Genomic DNA, 19,517 nt, shown 5'->3' on the forward strand with positions numbered 1-19,517 from the left:
GCGGGGCGCCGCACGGCCGCGGCGGCGCCGCGGCCGGTCAGATCTCCTCGGCCCGGCGGAACTCCTCGCGGGCTGCGTTCGAGGCCGCCCGCAGCGCCGACTCCGGATCCAGCGAGCAGTGCCGCGCCAGTTCGACCACCTCGAAGAGCAACGATCCGAGCCACCCCTCATCACGCCGCCCCGGCGGGACGTCGAGGGCGGCCCGCAGGCGCGCCCGCGCGGTGGTCTCGCTGCTGCGGCCGAGGCCGGCGGCTTCGGCCCGCTTCTGCACCTTGAGCGCACCAAGCAGCGCGGGCAGCGCCTCGGGGATGCCGTCCATCGCCGAGGCGCGCCCCTTCTCGACACGCTTGATCTGTTCCCACCCGGCGTCCAGCGATTCCTCGTCGCCGGCGGCGCCCGCCGCCGGGCCGAACACGTGAGGATGGCGCCGTCTCAGCTTGGCGTCCACCTGCCGCACCACGTCGCCGATGGTGAACTGTCCCTGCTCGGCGGCCAGCGTGGCGTGAAAGAAGACATGGAAGAGCAGATCCCCGAGTTCCTCCTCGAGGTGCTCATAGCCCTCGCCCGCTGCGGTGGCGCCGCCCGGCGCCGCCGGCTCCGGCAACCCGTCGATGGCCTCCAGCACCTCGTAGACCTCCTCGAGCAGGTGGCGGCGAAGGCTGCGGTGCGTCTGCCTGCGATCCCACGGGCACTCGGCACGCAGCGTCGCAACCAACTCGCCGAAGCGGACCAGTTCGGCTGCGGACACGTCGGCCATCTCGGGGATGTACAGCGACGTGAGGTGGTCCACCGGCTCCCAGCGCGCCAGATCGCCGGCACGGACCTGCTCCACCCGCTCGGATTCCAGGCCCAGGTGGTGCAGGACCCAGACCACCGTCGAGGGTGCCGGCAGCGCCGGAGCGACCGCCGCCAGGGTCTCGGCGCTGTCGCACTGAGCCACCAGCAGCGGCCCGCGCTCGCCCGCCGCCTCGCCGGCGAACCGCTGGCCGTCGACGATCCGCACCCCGCTCGCCAGGGGATCGACCCCGAGCCGGGACCATGCCAGATCGGCGAAGGACAGCGCCGGGTGCACCTCGGCGTCGACGCGGCTGTCGCCGAGGAGCATCTGCACCGATCGCTCCGCCACAGCAGGCGAACCCGGCACGGCATACAGCACCGTTCCGTGACGCCTCGCCGCCGCCACGAGGCGCTCGACGATGGCCTCGTACACCTGCTCGATGCGCTGCGCCGAACGGTAGAGGTCGTCACAACCCTTCGCCGGCGCCACGACCCCCGCAGAAGGGTGGCGGACGGTGCGGACGAAGCGCGCCGCCGGCGGCACCGCCTCGATGAGCGCTCGGGTGCCTTCGGTGACGAGGTCGGCCCCGGCCGGGCCGAGCCCGACGACGGTGACGCGCGGCGACTCGGAGTTCATGCGGCCGGCGGGGAAGCCGCTGCCGGCGGGGGCTGATCGGCAAGGCGCTCGAGCACCTCGGTGATCGCCTCGACGGCTCCCGAGCGGCTGCGCAGCGGCACACGGAGGCGCCCCGAGGACGGATCGTAGGCAGCGGACGGCCAGAGCCGCTCCAGGCGCACCCGCCGGCTCTCGCGCAGCCGCAGGGGCGTGATGCGAGCCTCGGCCCCCCCGCCGGGCGCCGACCGCACCGACACGTCGGTGACACCGGCGGCGACGCAGAGCACCCGCAGCCGGGCCACACCGAGCAGCGACTCGGCGGCGGCGGGCAGCGGCCCGAACCGATCCAGCCACTCGGCGCGCACGTCGGCGACGGCCTCGGCGCTCGTGGCCTCCGCCAGGCGGCGGTAGGCGGCGAAGCGCAACGACTCCGACGGCACGTAGTCCGCCGGCAGGTGCGCGTCCACCGGTACTTCCAGGTTCAACTCGGCGGGCGGCTCGGGCACCTCCCCCGCCAGTTCCGCCACCGCCTCGGTCACCATCTCGCAGTACAGGTCGTAGCCCACAGCGGCGATGTGGCCCGACTGCCCCAACCCGAGGAGATTCCCGGCGCCCCTGATCTCCAGGTCACGCATGGCGATGCGGATCCCCGATCCCAGCTCGGTGGACTCCGCCACGACCTTGAGCCGCTCGTAGGCCTCGGTGGTCAGCGAGCGCTCCGGCGGGGTGAAGAGGTAGGCATAGGCGCGCATCTGCGCCCGACCGACGCGCCCGCGGATCTGGTGCAGTTGCGCCAGACCCATGAGATCCGCCCGGTCGACGATCAGCGTGTTGACCGTCGGCATGTCGATGCCCGACTCGATGATCGTGGTGCAGACCATGACGTCGTAGCGCCGGTCCCAGAAGTCCAGCACCGCCTGCTCGAGGGCGGCCTCGTCCATCTGGCCGTGCGCCACCGCCACGCGCACGCCCGGAACCAGCTCGCGGAGGTGCGCGGCGACGCGGTCGATGTCCGCCACCCGGTTGTGCACGAAGAAGACCTGGCCGTCGCGCAGCAGCTCGCGCCTGATGGCCTCGATGACCGCCCGCTCGTCGTAGGGGCCCACGTAGGTGCCGATGGGCTTGCGGTCCGCCGGCGGCGTCTGCAGGACCGTCATGTCCCTGATCCCGGTGAGGCTCATCTCCAGCGTCCGCGGGATCGGCGTGGCCGTCAGCGTGAGCACGTCCACGTCGTGGCGGAGCGTCTTGATGGCCTCCTTGTGGGTGACGCCGAAGCGCTGCTCCTCGTCGACGATCAGCAGCCCCAGCCGGGCGAAGCCGACGTCGCCGGAGAGCAGACGATGGGTCCCGATGACCACGTCCACGTCGCCGCTGCGCAGGCCGTCCAGCACGCCGCGTGTCGCCGCCGGGTTGAGGAACCGGCTCAGCATCTCCACCCGCAGCGGGAATCCGGCATACCGCTCGGAGAAGGTCTGGTGGTGCTGGTGCGCCAGCAGGGTCGTCGGCACGAGCACAGCCACCTGGCGCCCGTCGGCGACAGCCTTGAAGGCGGCTCGCACGGCCACCTCGGTCTTGCCGAACCCCACGTCACCGCAGACCAGCCGGTCCATCGGCACCGCGAGTTCCATGTCCTCCTTGACCCGGGCGATGGCACTGATCTGGTCGGGCGTCTCGGGATAGGCGAAGGCGGCCTCCATCTGCGCCTGCCAGGGTCCGTCGGCGCCGAAGGCGTGCCCGGCGGTTGCGTGGCGCTTGCGGTAGAGCTCGACGAGCTCACCGGCCACCTCGGACACCGCCGCGCGTACCCGGCTCTTGGCGCGCTGCCAGTCCGCTCCGCCCAAGCGGCTGAGGGTGGGCGCGTCGCCTCCGGTGTACTGCCGGACGGTGTCCAGCTGATCGGTGGGCACGTAGAGCCGCGCGTCGCCGCGGTACTCCAGCAGCAGGTAGTCCCTCTCGACGCCGTCCATGGCCCGGGTGACCATGCCGCGGTAGCAGGCCACGCCGTGCGTGCGATGCACCACGAACCCGCCGACCTGCAGATCCTCCACCGCGCCGGCGCCGGGGGTCGCCCCCGCGGGGCGCGCCCGCCGATGCACCCGGCGCCGCCCGGTCAGGTCACTCTCGGCGAGCACCGCCAGACGGACCTCGGGCAGGATGCAACCCACCCGCAGCGGGCCCACCGTCACCGAGCACGCCGCCGAGCCCGCGCCGGCAGGGAGCGCGGAGGGCGCATCGAGCGCCACCCCGTGGTCCTCCAGGCGCCGGCGCAGCCGCTGGGCCGAGCCCTCGCCGTCGGCCACCACGGCGACCCGGTAACCCTCGGCCAGCAGCGACGCAACCTGTCGCACCGGGCCGTCGCCGGTCCCCAGCGGTGACTCCCAGCCCAGGGCCTCCACGAGCGGCTCGCCGGGACTCGACGGGCTGCTGTTCAGACTCCACACCGGCGCCTCGCAGCCGGCCAGGAGATCCTCGGCTGCCACATGGGCGCTCGGAAGCTGCTCATCCCGAGCCACGCCCCAGGCAGCGGCCAGGTGCCGTGCCAGCTCGGCCTCCTCGGCAAGGAGGTCCTGCGCCCGCGCCCACAGCCGATCCCGCTCGACGAGCACCACGAGACCGCCGGCGGGGATCAGATCGGCGAACGAGCGCTGCTCGCTGCTGAGCCACCCCAGCCACGCCTCCATGCCGTCGAAGAACGCGCCCTCGGCGAGCAGTTCCCACTGCCGGCTGCCCCACGGCGCCTCCCCGACGAGCTCCGCCGCCCGCCGGCGCACTGCCTCGGTGGGCCGCAGCTCGCGGCAGCCGAAGATCTCAGTGGCGACCAGCGAGGCCCCCGAGCGCTGGCCGCTGACCGAGAAGGTGCACAGGCGGTCGATCTCATCGCCCCACAGGTCGATGCGCACCGGATCGGCCGCGGTCGCGCCGAACACGTCGACGATGGATCCCCGCACGGCCATCTCGCCCCGTTGCTCCACCTGCACTCCCCGCCGGTACCCGGCGGCGGCGAGACTCTCGATCAGCTCGTCACGGTCGCAGCGGTCCCCGCGGCTCAGTCGTATCGGCTCGAAGTCCTCCGTCCCCGGTGCGAGCCGCTGCATGAGGGCCCGCACCGACGCCACGACCACTGCTGGCGTGGTCTCGGGCCGACGCATCCGCCAGATCGTGCGCAACCGCGTGCCCATGGCCACCGCGGCCGGGCTCACCTGCTCGAACGGCAGCGTCTCCCAGGCCGGAAGGGAAGCGACCGCGTCCGCTCCCAGCCAACTCTGCAGGTCGGCGGCGAGATGCTCGGCCACCGCCTCGGTCACGGTGCAGACCACCAGGGGGCGCCGACCCGAGGCGCGGGCCAGCGCCGCCAGCGCCGCCGGCTGGGCCCGCTCGGGCACCGCCAGGGAGGCCTCCCGCCGGCCCAGGCAGGCGCCGATCGCCGGCGCCGCGGCGATCTCTGCGGCCAGAGGCGCCAGCCCCGGGCGCGCGCCGCCCGGCCCCTCAGCGGACATTGCCCTCAGCGGACATTGAAGGTGTTCATGGCCTGCTCGACACCGCCGGTGGCGATGACCTCGGCGGCGTCGGCCGCCCTGCCGGCCGCGGCAGCCAAAGCGTCGCGGTCCGCCGAGGCGGGGCGGCTCAGCACGTAGCCGGCGCCCGCCGCAGCGCTCGGCGGCCGGCCGATGCCGATGCGGATGCGGACGAAGGAGGTGGCACGCAGGTGGTCCCGGATCGATCGCAGGCCCTTGTGACCGGCGAGCCCGCCGCCGGCCCGGACCTGCACCCGCCCGGTCGGCAGGTCGAGTTCATCGTGGATGACCACCAGGCGCTGCAGGTCTTCGACGCCGAAGCGCCTCACGAGCTTCCCGACGGCCTCGCCGGAGACGTTCATGTAGGTCTGCGGGAACGCCAGCGCCACGCGCCGGCCCTCGATGCGCACCTCGTCGGTCAGCGCCGGGAGGCCCCGGCGGCGCCGCAGGTGACCGCCGTGGCGATCTGCGAGCTCCAACACCGCCGCCGCACCGGCGTTGTGGCGCGTACCGGCATAGCGCTCTCCGGGATTGCCGAGCCCCACGACCAGGAGATCGGCGGGGGTGCCGGTCCGCTGTGCCCCAGCCGGCCGCCGCCGACGCAGGGACATCGCCGACCTCAGTCGCTGTCGCCGGCGTCGTCCTCGGCGGCTTCCTCGCCGTCACCGTCGGCCTCGGCCTCCGCCTCGGCCTCGGCGGCTTCGGCCTCCGCCGCCGCCTCGAGGGCGCTCCGCGTGATGATCCCCGACACCACCGGTGCCGACTCATCGACGAGCGAGGTCACGCCGGGGGGCAATTCGAGGTCCGCGACGGTCAGCGTGTCCCCGACGGTCAAGTCGGACACGTCGAGCACCAACTCGTTGGGAATCGAGCGCGGTTTGGCGAGGACGCGCAGCGTATCCAGCGACCGCTCGACGATGCCGTTGATGTCGAGTACCGCTGAAGCCTGGCCGGTCAGGTGGATCGGCACCTCCACGGCGACGTCGGAATCGGGCTCGACCCGCAGGAAATCCACGTGGGTCACGTCGCCGCGCAGCGGGTTGCGCTGCATCTCCTTCACCAACGCCATCTCGTGCTCGCCGCCGACATCCAGGTTCAGCACGACGTTCAGCCCGGCCTCGGTGGACAGGGCGCCGCGCAACTCGCGGTAGTCGACACTGACGGTGACGGCCTCCTTGCCGAGTCCGTACACCGTGGCGGGCACCTTGCCCTGCAGCCTCAAGCGGCGCGACGGCCCGCTGCCGGTGGCGCGGCCCAATTCGAGGGGGAGGACGACTTCCTGCATGGCCTTTCCGCGGAAGATTTCGGAGAATTGACCGGCGCGAGCCTACCTGGCCGCGCCGCCGACCCGTCGCCTGCTCAGGACAGGTTGTTGCCGCCGAAGATCTCGCTCACCGAGGCGTCCTCGAAGACCGCCCTGACGGCGCTCGCGATGATCGGAGCCACCGAGACGACCTCCAGCGTGTCGATGCACTTCTCGGGCGGCAGCGGCAGCGTGTCGGTGATGATCACCTTGCCGATGACGGAGTTCTTCAGCCGGTCCACGGCCGGACCCGAGAACAGACCGTGCGTCGTGGCGGCGTAGACCTCCTCGGCGCCGCGCGCCGCCAGTTGCTCGGCGGCGGCCACGATGGTCCCGCCGGTGTCGATCATGTCGTCGATCAGCACGCAGACGCGCCCGGCCACCTCGCCCACGACCTCGCGTGCTTGCACCGCGCTCTTCTCTCCCCGGATGCGACTCTTGTGCACGATCGCCAGGTCCGCCCCGAGAGCGATGGCATAGCGCTCGGCGACCTTCACCCGGCCCGCGTCCGGCGAGACCACGACCAGGTCCTCGCCCAGACCGGCGATCCGCTCACACAGCACCGGCATGGCGGTGAGGTGGTCCCAAGGGCCGTCGAAGAAACCCTGGATCTGCCCGGAGTGCAGGTCGACGCTGATGAGGCGGCCGGCTCCGGCGGCGGCCAGCAGGTTGGCCATGAGCTTGGCGGAGATCGGCTCGCGGCCTTCGGCCTTGCGGTCCTGGCGGGCGTAGGGGAAGAACGGGCAGACGGCCGTGACGCGTTTGGCCGAGGCCCGGCGAGCAGCGTCCACCATCACCAACTGCTCGATGACGGCGTCGTTGATCGAGCGCTCTTCGAGCGCGGCGTGCGATTGGATGATGAAGACGTCGGCACCGCGGATGGATTGCCCGAAGCGGCAGTGAATCTCACCGTTGGCGAAGTCCGACAGGTTCGTCTCGCACAGCTCGACGCCGAGGTTCGCGGCGATCTCCTCCGCCAGTTCGAGGTTTGCCCGCCCCGACATGACCTGCAGTTGCTTCGTGGTCACGAGTTGCACGCTGTTCATCCCTTCTCGAGTTGCGCCTCGGGCGCCGCCGGACCGAGGGTCGCGAACGGCCCGACGTGCCGTCCCGGACCGATCTCGGCATCGCTGCCCTGGCTCATCTCCACAACCGCGCCGGCGCCCACCGCGCAGTCCACCAGGCGCGTGTGGGGGCCGATCACGGCGCCGGCACCCACCACCGTGTGGCCTTCCAGGATTGTGCCCGGTCGCAGCACCACACCCGCTGCGAGCCGCACGGTCACATCGACATAGGTGCCGGCGGGGTCGATGACGGCCACGCCTCCGTGCAGCCAACCCTCGATGACCCGCCTCCGGATCTCGGCACGCGCCGTCGCGAGTTGCGCCTGATCGTTCACGCCTTGGGCTTCGGTGGCGTCGGCGAGCGTGAACGCCTCGACCCTGTGGCCCATCCGGGCCAGCACCTGCACGATGTCGGTGAGGTAGAACTCCCCCGCGGCATTGTCGGGGCGGATGCGGCGTAGCGCCGGGCCGAGGTAGCTGCGGCGGACCACATAGACCGACGTGCAGATCTCATCGATCGCGACCTCCTCCGGGGAGGCGTCGATCTGCTCGACGATGCCGCGTACCACGCCGTCGTGGCCCCGCACGACCCGGCCGTAGCCGGTGGGGTCGCCGAGGCGAGCGGTCAGGAGCGTGCAGGCCGCGCCGCCGGCGAGATGGTGCTCCACGAGCGCCCGCAGCGTCGCCGGGCGGAGCAGCGGGGCGTCGCCGGGAACGATGATCAGCTCGCCGGCCTCGGGGTCCCCGGCAGGCTCTCCCAAGGCGGCCAACCCGCAGGCGGCGGCGTCACCGGTGCCCCGGGGAACAGGCTGCTCAGCGACTTCGAGGGGCAGGTGAGCGGTGCGGGTCTGCATCTCCTTGGCGACGATCTCGTCGTCGGGTCCGAGCACCACCACGATGCGGTCCGGGCGGCAGGCGCCCAGAGCGTCCACCACGTGGGCGAGCATCGGCGCACCGGCCAGCAGGTGCAGGGGCTTGCGCAGTCCCGATCTCATGCGGCTGCCCCGCCCTGCCGCCAGCACGATCGCGGAGAGGTCGACGCCGAGAGCGCTCATGGAGCCGTCAGATCGCTCGGCATACCGGGGTGGAGGTCATGCTGGCCGGGCAGGGCTCGAACCTGCAACCTCCTGATCCAAAGTCAGGCGTTCTTCCATTGAACTACCGGCCACCTTACTGCCACGCTAGCGGGCGCCGCGGAGCCGCCGGTGCCGGCTCGCCATCGCGGTTCCGGCCGCCGACCGGCTACGCTTCGTAGCCCATGGGTTCGCTCATCAAGAAGCGCCGCAAGCGCATGCGCAAGAAGAAGTATCGCAAGATGCGCCGGCGTACCCGCTTCCAGCGCCGCAGGGGCCGCTGAGCCGCCGTTCAGGCCACCGGCGGCGACGGCGTCGTCTGCACCACCCTCCGCCCCGGCGCCGGATACGCCCCCTCCACGAACCAGGTCGAGCCGCTCCCGGCGAGGCGCGGCCGCTGACCCGTCGCCTCTGCCAGCGCGTCGCGCACGTCGACCAGACGCGGCTCGACAGCCAGGGCGGCGGCCTCGAGATCGTTGCCGGCCGGCCCGGCGGGGCCGCCGAGGCGGTCCCAGGCCCGGTACACCGCAGCCGTCGAGCAGCCGAAGGGCGGCGTGCAGAGCGTGAAGGTTCGCCGTTCGAATGCGAGCGGCTCGACGATCTCGCCGATCCCGCCGACCCGCGCTCGCCCGCCCACCAGGCAGAAAGCCAAATCCGCGCCCAACTGTGCGGCGCTTCGCTCGTCGTCGAATCCGGCCCAGCGCAGGATCGCCGCCGCGTCCGCTGAACCGCCGCCGAGTCCCGCCCCGGCCGGGATCGACTTGTGCAGCGTGACCCGGGCCCGGCGCCCCGCGAGGTCCAGGGCCCGGACGACCAGATTGTCGCCGCCCGCCGGCACACCCACGGATCGCAACGGCCCCCCGGAGCTCTCCGTGATCCCGGCGCCGGCATCCACGACGATCAGACCCTCACCGGGCTCGACGACGAGCCGATCCGCCAGGTCGAGCGTCACCATCTCCGCCTCGAGCAGGTGGTACCCGTCGCGACGCCGCCCCGTGATGCGAAGGGACAGCGTCAGCTTCGCCGGTGCGATCAGTTCCGCCGCGGTCATGACGCGATCCCCGGCGCGTGATCTCCGCCGGCCCCCTGGGTGTCCGTAGCGGCAATGGCCGCCGCCAGACACGACCAGTCCGCGACCCCCAGATCCTGGGGTCTGGCGGCAGGATCCACACCGGCGGCGGCGAACGCGGCGGGCGCCACGACGCCCCGCAGTGACGCCCGCAGCATCTTGCGGCGCTGGCCGAACGCCCGGCGCGCCAAGCGGTACAGATCGTCGATGTTGTCCGCGGCGGGTTCGGGGAGCCGGTCGATTGCCAGCAGTGCCGAGGAGACCCGCGGGCGGGGCCAGAAGACCGTCGGCGGAACCCGCCCGAGAATCTCGGCGCGCGCCCGGCAGGCGACCTTCAGCGACGGGAGCCCGTAGGCGCCCCGGCCCGGCCTCGCCGCCAGACGTTCCGCCACCTCCTCCTGGACCATGACCAGCATGCCGGCGATCTGCGGCAGCCCGTCGAGGATGTCCAGCAGCAGGGGCACAGCGATGTTGTAGGGCAGGTTGGCGACGAGCCTCCAGTGCTCACCGTCGGCCAGACGCGGGGCCCAGGCGTCTGCATCGGTGGCATCGGCCTGCAGCACCTCGACGGGCCGCCCGGCGCAGACCTCGGCGAGGGCGCCGACGAGACACCCGTCGATCTCGATGGCGAGCACCACCGCACCGGCGTCGGCCAGCGCCACGGTCAGCGCGCCACAGCCGGCGCCGATCTCCACGATCCGCTCGCCGGGTGTGACGCCCGCCAGCCGCACGATCCGCTCGGCCGTGTTCGGATCGATGACGAAATGCTGCCCCAGCGAGCGGCGCGGCCGGATCTCGTGGCGGCGCAGCAGGTCGGCAACCGCGGCGGCGCCGAGCGTCACCGTGACGGCCTCATTCAGGCACCAGGGCGCAGGTGGCGCCCGCAGATCGGCCACGGTTGGTCGCCACGCTCCTCCCAGAGCCGGTAGGCCATGCGCGTCTGGTCCTGGGGCGTCGCATGCCACGGCTGCACGCCGGCCAACCGAGGGTAGTTGCGGCTGGCCACGAAATCCCAAGTCGGCTGATCGAATTGGTAGGCGCCGTAGTAAGGACCGGCGCGGCTGAAGGCCTCGTAGTTGCCGCTGGACTCGCACATGCGCAGTGCCTCCCACTGTTCCTCGGTCGGGAACCCGGGCACGTCCGGCGGGATCGCCGGCTGCATGGCCGGGTCGATGTCCAGCGCCGCGAGGTCGGCAACAGAGGTCGTGGCGGTGACGCCCGTCTCGCCGGACTCCTCCGCTTCGGCGCCAGGAGGCGGGGCCGGGAGGGCCTCGTCATCACCCGGCGCCGGTTCGACGGGCGCGCCCTCGACCTGTCCCTCGTCGGTCGTCGCCACGTCGGAGGGCTCGCCGGGGTCCGCGGCGGGCGACGGGGAGGCTCCGCCGTCGCCGGTCACGGTCGCGGCGGCCTCGGTCGGCGGATCCCCGGTGAAGACGTGGCTGCAGGCGGGCCAGCGATCGTGGCCCGACTCGATCCACAGGTAGTACGCCATGCGGTCCTGATCGGCGGAGTCGGCCTCCGACGGCAGGACGCCGACGAGGTCCGGGTAGCGCTGGGCTGCCAGGCGATCCCATGTCGCCACGGTGAACTGGTAGGCCCCGAAGTACTCACCGGAGGGGTGAACGAACCCGTAGTCGCCCTGCGACTGGCACTGCCGGAGCCCCTCCCAGACCTCCGCCGCCGGGAAGGTGCGCGCGCCCGACGTGTCGCGCTGAACCGGCGGCTGCGGTGAGGGGGCAGGCTGCGGCACCGGCTGCGGCGAAGGGGCGGGTTGCGGCTGCGGCACCGGGGGCGTCGCAGGCTGGGGTGGGACCTCCGGGGGCGCGTCAGCCGCGGGATCGCCGGCCGCCGGCGTGGCCTCCGCGGCGGCGGAGGGCGCCGCGGCCGCCGCGGTGCCGGGTGTGGGGGGCGCATCGGCGGGCTCGGTGGCATCGGCGCCACAGGCGGCGCCGAGCACCACCACAGCCGCCACCGCAACCGCGATGCGAGCGCTCATCAGCGGCGACCGGCGGCGCTCTGGGGTCACCGCGGTACACCCGGTCATCTACGTCCCCCAACGTCGGCGAGTGCTGTCGGTCGTCTCAGGCACAGCAGGCTAGGACGGATCGACGTCGGCGACGAAGTGGCTCAGCCGCCCGAGAGGCTCTCCGGACCGAACGCCCGGCGGGCGTTCGCGGTCGTGATCTCCGCCACCTCCTGCGGTGTGCTGTCCCGGACTCGCGCCAGCGCGGCCCCCACGAGGGGCACGTTGGCAGGACTGTTGGGCCTGCCGCGCAACGGCACGGGCGCCAGCAACGGGGCGTCGGTCTCCACCAGCAGCCGGTCGGCGGAACAGCGCGCCGCCGCCTCGTGCACCTCGCGCGCCTTGGGGAACGACACGATGCCGCTGAAGGAGAGATACGCCCCGATCTCCAGCGCTCGCTCGGCCTCGGGCACCCCGCCGGTGAAGCAGTGCATGACCGTTCGCTCCGGGACTCCCTCACTCGCCAGGATGGCGAACGTGTCGTCCCACGCCGAGCGGCTGTGCACCACGAGCGTCAGCCCCGTCTCGTGCGCCAGCCCGATCTGGGCGGCGAAGACGCGCCGCTGGTCCGGGCGGGGCGAATGGTCGTAGTGATAGTCCAGACCGCACTCGCCGACGGCCACGACATCGGCGAGCCCCGGCAGGTCGGCCAGCCCATCGATGCCACCGGCCGCCTCGTGTGGATGCACTCCCACCGCGGCCCGCACGTCGTGATGGCGACCTGCGATCGCCACAGCCTCCCGGGAGTCGGTCACGTCGGTGCCGATGGCGATCAGCGCGACGACGCCGGCCTGCCGGGCCGCGGCCACCTCGCTGTCACAGGTCTCGAGTTCCAGGTGGCAGTGCGTGTCGATCCAGTGCCCGCTCGCAGCGCCGGCGGGCGCGGCGTCACCCACGCCTGCCCCTCAGTCGACCGTCAGGCGGGGGAACAGCGGATCGGCGACGGTGACCGTCAGACCGGCCGGGTACTGGCCCCAGCGCGCCGCCTCGGGCAGCCGCGCCTCCGACGGGTCGCCGTCCAGCCCGATGCGCCGCCACACCTCGGCGCACGAGCGCGGGATCGCCGGGTGCGCCAGGACGGCCACGATCCGCAGGACCTCCAAGGCGTCGCCGAGGGTGGCGTCGAGTTCGGGCCCCGGCTCCAGCTTCCACGGTTGGCGATCCTGCAGGTACTCGTTGGTCTCCCGCACCAGGCGCCACGTCTCCTCGAGAGCCACCGACGGCTGCACCCTGGCCCACGCCGCCGCGGCCGCCTCGTAGGCCTGCGCCGCCACGGAGGCCAGGGGGCTGTCGGGCGCCGGGGCGCTGCCAGCCGAGCCGTCGGCACGGGCCACGATGGTGGTGACCCGCTGCAGCAGGTTGCCGAGTCCGTTGGCCAGGTCGCTGTTGCAGCGCTGCACCAGCGCCTCGTAGCTGAAGTCGCTGTCGGGGCCGAAGGGGTTGTCACGAAGCACCGAGTAGCGCAGACCGTCGACGCCGATGCTGGCCGCCAGGTCGGCCGGCGCGATCTGCACGACGCTCGTCTTGGCCATCTTGGCGCCGCGCACGAGCAGCCAGCCGTGCACATGGAACCGCGGCATGGGCTCCACGCCCGCCGCCATCAGCATGGCCGGCCAGTACACGCAGTGGAAGCGGATGATGTCCTTGCCGAGCAGGTGCCGCACCGCCGGCCACCAGGTGGCGAAGCGGTCCTCGTCGGTGCCGTAGCCGGCCGCGGTGGCGTAGTTGGTGAGGGCGTCGTACCAGACGTAGAAGACGTGTCGGCGATCCCAGGGCACCGGGATCCCCCACTGCAGCGAGGTGCGGGTGATCGACAGGTCCTCCAGTCCGCCCCGCACCAGCGCCCGCGCCTCGTTGCGGTAGCGCTCGGGAGTGATGTTGTCGGGGACGTCCTCGAACCACTCAAGGAGCCGGTCCCGGAACGCCGAGAGCCGGAAGAAGTAGTTGTCCTCGGACATCTGCTCGACGGGGAACTCGTGGATCGGGCAGTTGCCGTCGACGAGGTCGGCCTCGGCGTAGTACGCCTCGCAGGACACGCAGTAGGCGCCCTGATAGGTGTCCTTGTAGACGTAGCCGTTCTCGTAGCAGCGCTCCAGCAAGGTCTGTACCGCCGTGTGGTGGCGCGGCTCGGTGGTGCGGATGAAGTCGTCGTAGGCGATGTCCAGCAGGTCCCACGCCTCCTTGAAGCGCTTGCTGGTGCGGTCGGCCTGCTCCTGGGGGCTGAGGCCGTTCTGGGTGGCCGCGCGCTGCACCTTCAGGCCGTGCTCGTCGGTGCCGGTGAGGTAGAAGACCTCGTCGCCGTGCATCCGCCGCCAGCGGGCCAGCGCGTCCCCGTTCAACGTCGTGTAGGCGTGACCCATGTGCGGCACGTCGTTGACGTAGTAGATGGGGGTCGTGTAGAAGTAGCGGCCCACGCCGTCACGATACCGGCGCCACCCGCAGGGTCTGTCAGATCCCCTCGAGTTGGCGGGCCTGCTCGTAGACGTGCCGGCGGCTCACACCCAGGCGGCCGGCGACGGCGGAGGTGATGTCGCGAACCGAGGCGTCCGGCGCGGCAGCGCGCGCTTCGGCCACGGCCTCGGCGATGTCCTCGTCGGTGGGCGGGGCGGGCGGCGGCACTGCCTCGATCACCAGGACGACCTCGCCGCGGATCCCCGCTCCCGCCCAGGCGGCCAGCTCGACGAGGCTGCCCCGCCAGATCTCCTCGTGCAGCTTGGTGAGCTCGCGCGCCGCCACGACGCGCCGCTGCGACCCGAACGACTCCGCCAGGTCGACCGCGGTGCGGGCGCAGCGGTGGGGCGCCTCGAGCAGCACCACGGCCCGCCCCGATGCCGCCAGTTCCGCCAGACGCTCGGCTCGCGCCGCGCCCCGGCGGGGCAGGAATCCCTCGAAGACGAAGCGCCCCGATGCCAGACCACTGACCGCCACCGCGGCCAGTGGAGCCGACGGCCCCGGCACGATGGTCACCGTGCAACCGGCGTCGGCCACTGCCCGGACGAGACGCTCGCCGGGATCGGCGACCGTCGGCGTGCCCGCGTCGGTGACGTAGGCCACCCGCTCCCCCGCCTTGATGCGCGCCGCCAGCTGCGGCGCCGCCACGGCCTCGGTGTGCTCGTTGACCGTCACGAGTTCCGTCGGCGACACGCCGGCGAGCGACAGCAGGCGGCCGGTGCGCCGCGTGTCTTCGCAGGCGATCACGTCGCAGGCCGTCAATTCCTCGACGGCCCGCGGCGGCAGGTCTCCCATGTTGCCGATGGGCGTGGCGACCAGCACGAGCGCCGGTCCGCGGGGCATCGCGGCTACTCCAGCACTTCGAGGGTGCTGCCGGCGGTGATTCCCCAGCGCTGCAGGTTCCCCGCCTGCGCCTCCACGACGCTGCGCGCCCGCAGGCGCGGTCTGCCCAGCCGCCACGGTCGCATCGTGACGATCGCCAGCACCTGCCCCTCTGCGTCGCAGTAGGCCACGTCGATGGCGAAGCGCATTCCCAAGGTGTGGACCGAGCGGGTGCGCGGCAGCCACAGCGCCCCTTCCAGGGCGTCGCGGCCCAGCAGCCCCCGGGCCCGCCGGCGGGCGCTGCTCGCCACCTCCAGAGAGGCGAGCACCTTGTCCCCCGAGACGAGCCACGGCATCGTTCCAGTCTGCCGGGCCCCGACCCGAGAGCGGTTGCGCCGCTTGCCCGGGGTGCTCTCGAGCATCACCGATGTTCTGCTCCCCCATACGCTCGTCCGGGCAGGACCGCGCCACGACCCCGCCCAACGCTGGCCGGCATCCGCCGGGTGCAGCGGATCCGCTCGCGTGTGTCGGTTCCGTGTCACAGCCAGGTGATAGAACTACACGCATGCAATCCACGGATGCCGACACCGGCACAACCGCCGCTGCCTCCCGATCCGCTCCCGCAGCGATGCCCGCCGGTGGCGACGCCTCCGGCGAGGGCGAGACCGGCACCCTCGTACACATCCCGGTACGCCCCAAGCACCTGTCCCCTTCCAGCGCCTCCATGTTCCGGCAATGCCCGCAGCGCTGGAAGTTCCGCTACGTCGACAAGCTGCCCGACCCTCCCGGTGAGGCGGCACTGGCGGGCACGTTCGCCCACCGCGTGCTCGAGGAACTGCTGGGGCTCGACGCCACCGAGCGCACGCTGGAGAGCGCCCGTTCGCTCGCCGGCCAGGTATGGACCGAGATGGAGTCGGACAAGGACTTCGCGGCGCTCGAACTCGACGCCGACGGCGTCCGCAACTTCAAGTGGACCGCTTGGCGGGCGATCGAGGGTCTCTGGGACCTCGAGGACCCCACAACCGTGGACATCGTCGCCACCGAGACCGAGGTGTCGGTGGAGATCGGGGGGGTCCCGTTCATCGGCTACATCGACAGGGTCGAGGAGGGCGCCGACGGGCTCGTGGTCAGCGACTACAAGTCCGGGCGGGCTCCGGGCCGGAAGTTCTCCGAGAGCCGCCTCGAGCAGGTGCTGCTCTATGCCGCGGCCCTCACGGAGATCCACGGCGCCCTGCCGGCCCGGGCACGGCTCATGTACCTGGGCCAGCGGATCGACGAGGCCACCGTCACCGCCGAGACGATCGCCGAGGTGACCCGCCGCCTGGCCGAGACCTGGGAGGAGCTGCTCGAACGCTCGGCGACCGGCGACTTCCCGCCACAACCCGGACCGCTGTGCGGCTGGTGCGCCTTCGTGCGGCACTGCCCCGAGGGGCTCGCCGAGGTCGAGCGCCGGCACCTCGCCGGCGCCCTCCGCCCCGACGCCCCCGCCCTCGCCGAGGCCGTCTAGCTCTCCGCCGAAGGCAAGTAGGCGATGGCCCGCCAGACCGAAGGGTCGATTAATCACGACCTCGCCGCCGCCCTACGCGAACTGCACCCTGCATGGAACGAGCAGACCGTTCTTGCCGAGAGCACAGACGTCCTGACTGAGGGTGTCGGCCGAAAGCCCGACATTGTCATTACCAACGTTGCGCATCTCGGCGGTGTGATCCTGGAAACGGAGATTGAGCCGGCGCGGACCGTTGAGGAGGATGCCCTAGCGCGGCTCGGCGACACGTTCCTCGCCGACGGGTCGCCTGTCGAGCAGGCGGTCGCTGTCAGGATCCCGGTTGCGGCACGCGCGCCCGGAACCCCGCTCGACACGCTTAGGTATGCCTACAGGGTCTGTACCAACGGCACCCAGACTCTGTCATGGTTCCCGGACAACGGCTGGATCGAAGGCTCGATTGCGGACTTAGCCGGCTTTGTCGAGACGGTCGCGGTGTCGCCCCGCCAGCTGGCGCAAGGCGTCAACACGCTCGAGAGCGGGGTGCGGCAGGCGTCGACCATCATCAGACGAGGAATGGAGGACACCTATCAGGCGGGCCTCGATGAGATGGCGGCCATTGTGCACCAGCGAGATGGTGAACAGACCACAAGGATGGCTGCCGCAATCATTGCCAACGCTCTCACAGTCCATTCGGCGATCGCAGCTGTCAACCCGGAGATCCGATCGCTGACCGACCCCTCGATGCGCGGCTACGGCAACATCCTCCTGCAATCAGAGGTGTCGGCGTGTTGGCAAGCGATCCTCGAAGTCAACTACTGGCCGATTTTTGACGTGGCTCGTCGAGTTCTCGTCGCCCTCGACGAGGCGATCGCAGGACAGGCGTTGTCACGGTTGAGCGACACCGCAAGCAGGCTCCGGGGGCTCGGTGCAACAACCATCGGCGATATGGCCGGGCAGATGTTCGGACAGCTCATTGCCGACAGGAAGTTTCTCGCCACGTTCTACACGCGTCCGTCCTCTGCAACGCTGCTCGCCGAACTTGCGGTGGCACGCCTCAGCACAAATTGGCACGATCCGGAGGCAGTAGGTGATCTCCGAATCGCCGACCTCGCGTGTGGCACTGGAGCGCTGCTTTCGGCCGTCTACCGGCGCATCGTGTCCCGCGTCCGTCGAGGCGGCCTGGACGACAGGAACCTGCATGCAGGATTCATGGAGCGTGGCATGGTCGGCTGCGACATCATGCCAGCGGCGACACACCTGACTGCCGCACAATTGACGGCCGCGCATCCCACGGTCACCTTCGGGAATACTCGTATCCACACGATGCCATACGGCGAGCACGACCCCGGGGGCGGGACACGCATCTTCATCGGCTCACTCGAATTGCTCGACGACACAGCTGCGCCCAGCCTCTTGGGCACCGGCGCAACGACGGTTACCGGAACCGGAGAGATTGCCGATTCGGGTGATCACCAACTCGATCTACCGAACGGCAGCATCGACCTGGTGATCATGAATCCACCCTTCACGCGACCCACGAACCACGAGATCGCCGACGTGCCAGTGCCATCGTTCGCCGGCTTTGAGACGTCCACGCTGGAACAGAGGGAGATGTCGAAGAGGCTGGGACGACTGAGGCGAAAACTTGACCACGAGCCAGCCGGTCACGGGAATGCCGGACTCGCCTCCAACTTCCTCGACTTGGCCCACAGCAAGGTCAAGGCTGGAGGGGAGATCGCCCTCGTCCTACCCTCGACGGTCTCGTCTGGTGACGCGTGGGCACCCTCACGACGTCTGCTTGGCAAGTACTACCGAGACACCATCATCGTGACGATCTCTGGAGCCAGTTCAGGCTCCAGCGCGTTCTCAGCTGACACCGATATGGCCGAAGCACTCATCGTCGCGACCCGACTCGCTGCGAATGAGGCCGTCGAAGCGCCGGCACCGGCCGTGCTGTGGGTCAATCTGGCAAGACGGCCGGACAGCATCCCGGAAGCCGTCGAGATCGCGCGAGCCATTCGGAACATCGACCGAATGAGGCCGACCGGACGGCTCCGAGTCGGCAATGACATCGTCGGATGTTTCGCCCGCGCGTCAGTTGACGACGGCGGGTGCGCCCAGGTCGCCGAGACTGACGTGATCGAGACCGCCCTTGCCTTAGGGCGCCAACAGCTTCAACTTGCTGGCTTGGCTCAGCTTCCGATACCCGTCACCACCCTGAGCCAACTCGGTACCCCGGGTCCGTATCACCTTGACATTCGAAGCGGCGGCACGACGGCACGTGGTCCGTTCGAGATCGAGAAGCTCCCGCCGAGTACAACTCCTTCCTACCCGGCGCTATGGCGGCACCACGCCGCCAGGGAACGCGGGCTCGTGGTCGCGCCCGACAGCCAGGGTCGGATCCTCCCGGGCAGGCGTGACAAAGCACTCGAACTCTGGGAGACGAGCACGCGCCTTCATCTGAGTAGCGACTTCAGGTTGAACTCGCAGAGCCTCGGGGCCTGCCTCACGCGAAGGCGAACAATCGGTGGCCGGGCTTGGCCTTCGTATCTACTCGACGATTGTTCCCACGAGAAGGCTGCGGTGCTTTGGTTCGCCACCACCCTCGGGCTGATCGCCCATTGGTGGGTCGGTTCCCGTCAGCAGCAGGGACGGTCGATTCTCTCGATCGGCAGGCTCGGCGAACTCCGCGTGATCGACTGCCGCGATCTCAGCAGCAAGCAGTTCGACGCGCTGGACGCCGCCTTCGACCAATTCGCCAATAGCGACCTGCTGCCTGCGAACGAGGCTTACCGTGACCCTGTGCGTGCCGCACTCGACAAGGCAGTGCTCTGCGAGGCACTCGGACTGCCGGAGGAGATCCTCGCGCCTCTCAGCACCCTCCGCGAGCAGTGGTGCGCCGAGCCCACAGTCCACGGGGGCAAAGCGACGGCACCCTCGGCCCACGATTGAACTTCCGAGCGATCAGGCTTCGCCCAGCAGGTCAACGATCTCCGACGGGGTGCTGACTCGCCAGCCAGTCGTCGGCCCTTCTTCGTAGTCCGCGCAGCCCCCGGTCCAAGACCTCTCCGGGTATATCTCGACAAGCGTGTACCTTTCGTCAAGACATGGCCCCTCTGCCGTCACCACCCAGATGCACTGGCTGTCAGCCGACCAGACCACCTGGCAGCCGTGCAGCGGATGATCGGGATCGGCGAAGCGCCGGGCGACCTCCTCTGCGATCCCAGCCGCCGACGTCTCGATGTCGATTGCGACCAGAGCGCGGGGTCGGGTCGCTTCTTCCGGTGATGTGATCGGTTCCATGCGCGACTCTTCCAG

At 71.1% G+C, this 19,517-nt stretch carries 17 protein-coding genes and 1 tRNA gene; 3 read left to right on the top strand and 15 right to left on the bottom strand.

What is annotated here, in order from left to right; genetic code table 11:
• Positions 1 to 37: 37 nt before the first annotated feature.
• The 7 genes from OXG55_08175 to OXG55_08205 form a co-directional block, all read right to left on the bottom strand.
• The gene (locus OXG55_08175; GenBank protein ID MCY4103219.1) at positions 38 to 1,414 is read right to left on the bottom strand and encodes an SAM-dependent methyltransferase; all 1,377 of its coding nucleotides are present in this window, start codon (positions 1,412 to 1,414) and stop codon (positions 38 to 40) included.
• Entirely contained in the window at positions 1,411 to 4,890 is a 3,480-nt protein-coding gene (mfd, locus tag OXG55_08180) for a transcription-repair coupling factor (protein ID MCY4103220.1), read from the bottom strand. The genes OXG55_08175 and mfd overlap by 4 nt, the downstream gene beginning before the upstream one ends.
• A gap of 5 nt (positions 4,891 to 4,895) precedes the next feature.
• On the bottom strand, positions 4,896 to 5,519 hold the full coding sequence (pth, locus tag OXG55_08185; protein ID MCY4103221.1) for an aminoacyl-tRNA hydrolase: 624 nt from the start codon (positions 5,517 to 5,519) through the stop codon (positions 4,896 to 4,898).
• Between the two features lie 8 nt (positions 5,520 to 5,527).
• Positions 5,528 to 6,193, bottom strand: a complete 666-nt coding sequence (locus tag OXG55_08190) for a 50S ribosomal protein L25 (GenBank protein MCY4103222.1) — start codon at positions 6,191 to 6,193, stop codon at positions 5,528 to 5,530.
• Between the two features lie 74 nt (positions 6,194 to 6,267).
• Positions 6,268 to 7,257, bottom strand: a complete 990-nt coding sequence (locus tag OXG55_08195) for a ribose-phosphate diphosphokinase (GenBank protein ID MCY4103223.1) — start codon at positions 7,255 to 7,257, stop codon at positions 6,268 to 6,270.
• Positions 7,254 to 8,330, bottom strand: a complete 1,077-nt coding sequence (locus tag OXG55_08200) for an NTP transferase domain-containing protein (protein MCY4103224.1) — start codon at positions 8,328 to 8,330, stop codon at positions 7,254 to 7,256. The genes OXG55_08195 and OXG55_08200 overlap by 4 nt, the downstream gene beginning before the upstream one ends.
• A gap of 41 nt (positions 8,331 to 8,371) precedes the next feature.
• Positions 8,372 to 8,443 (bottom strand) — tRNA-Gln (locus OXG55_08205).
• Positions 8,444 to 8,533: 90 nt separating this feature from the next.
• Between OXG55_08205 and OXG55_08210 the strand changes: the two genes are divergently transcribed.
• Complete coding sequence (locus OXG55_08210; GenBank protein ID MCY4103225.1) at positions 8,534 to 8,632, top strand: AURKAIP1/COX24 domain-containing protein; 99 nt, start codon at positions 8,534 to 8,536, stop codon at positions 8,630 to 8,632.
• Positions 8,633 to 8,640: 8 nt separating this feature from the next.
• Here the strand turns inward: OXG55_08210 and OXG55_08215 are convergent, their stop codons facing one another.
• From OXG55_08215 to OXG55_08245, 7 genes are all read right to left on the bottom strand, one after another.
• Positions 8,641 to 9,399 (bottom strand): 4-(cytidine 5'-diphospho)-2-C-methyl-D-erythritol kinase, encoded by a 759-nt coding sequence (locus OXG55_08215; GenBank protein ID MCY4103226.1) that lies wholly within the window; start codon positions 9,397 to 9,399, stop codon positions 8,641 to 8,643.
• Complete coding sequence (gene rsmA, locus OXG55_08220; GenBank protein ID MCY4103227.1) at positions 9,396 to 10,259, bottom strand: 16S rRNA (adenine(1518)-N(6)/adenine(1519)-N(6))-dimethyltransferase RsmA; 864 nt, start codon at positions 10,257 to 10,259, stop codon at positions 9,396 to 9,398. Before rsmA ends, OXG55_08215 begins: the two co-directional genes overlap by 4 nt.
• Positions 10,260 to 10,273: 14 nt before the next feature.
• Positions 10,274 to 11,413, bottom strand: a complete 1,140-nt coding sequence (locus OXG55_08225; protein ID MCY4103228.1) for a transglycosylase family protein — start codon at positions 11,411 to 11,413, stop codon at positions 10,274 to 10,276.
• A gap of 131 nt (positions 11,414 to 11,544) precedes the next feature.
• Entirely contained in the window at positions 11,545 to 12,336 is a 792-nt protein-coding gene (locus OXG55_08230; protein ID MCY4103229.1) for a TatD family hydrolase, read from the bottom strand.
• Positions 12,337 to 12,345: 9 nt separating this feature from the next.
• Positions 12,346 to 13,854, bottom strand: a complete 1,509-nt coding sequence (locus tag OXG55_08235) for a class I tRNA ligase family protein (GenBank protein ID MCY4103230.1) — start codon at positions 13,852 to 13,854, stop codon at positions 12,346 to 12,348.
• Between the two features lie 34 nt (positions 13,855 to 13,888).
• On the bottom strand, positions 13,889 to 14,734 hold the full coding sequence (gene rsmI, locus OXG55_08240; protein ID MCY4103231.1) for a 16S rRNA (cytidine(1402)-2'-O)-methyltransferase: 846 nt from the start codon (positions 14,732 to 14,734) through the stop codon (positions 13,889 to 13,891).
• Between the two features lie 5 nt (positions 14,735 to 14,739).
• Entirely contained in the window at positions 14,740 to 15,069 is a 330-nt protein-coding gene (locus OXG55_08245) for a DUF192 domain-containing protein (protein ID MCY4103232.1), read from the bottom strand.
• Positions 15,070 to 15,278: 209 nt separating this feature from the next.
• Between OXG55_08245 and OXG55_08250 the strand changes: the two genes are divergently transcribed.
• On the top strand, positions 15,279 to 16,220 hold the full coding sequence (locus OXG55_08250) for a PD-(D/E)XK nuclease family protein (protein MCY4103233.1): 942 nt from the start codon (positions 15,279 to 15,281) through the stop codon (positions 16,218 to 16,220).
• Between the two features lie 24 nt (positions 16,221 to 16,244).
• Positions 16,245 to 19,151, top strand: coding sequence for a hypothetical protein (locus OXG55_08255; GenBank protein ID MCY4103234.1), 2,907 nt, complete (start codon positions 16,245 to 16,247; stop codon positions 19,149 to 19,151).
• Between the two features lie 12 nt (positions 19,152 to 19,163).
• Here OXG55_08255 and OXG55_08260 read toward each other — a convergent pair whose 3' ends face one another.
• A complete protein-coding gene (locus OXG55_08260; protein ID MCY4103235.1) occupies positions 19,164 to 19,502 on the bottom strand; it encodes a hypothetical protein in 339 nt (112 codons plus the stop codon).
• Between the last annotated feature and the right edge of the window lie 15 nt (positions 19,503 to 19,517).

This window comes from bacterium, from assembly GCA_026708055.1.
GTDB lineage: Bacteria > Actinomycetota > Acidimicrobiia > Acidimicrobiales > CATQHL01 > VXNF01.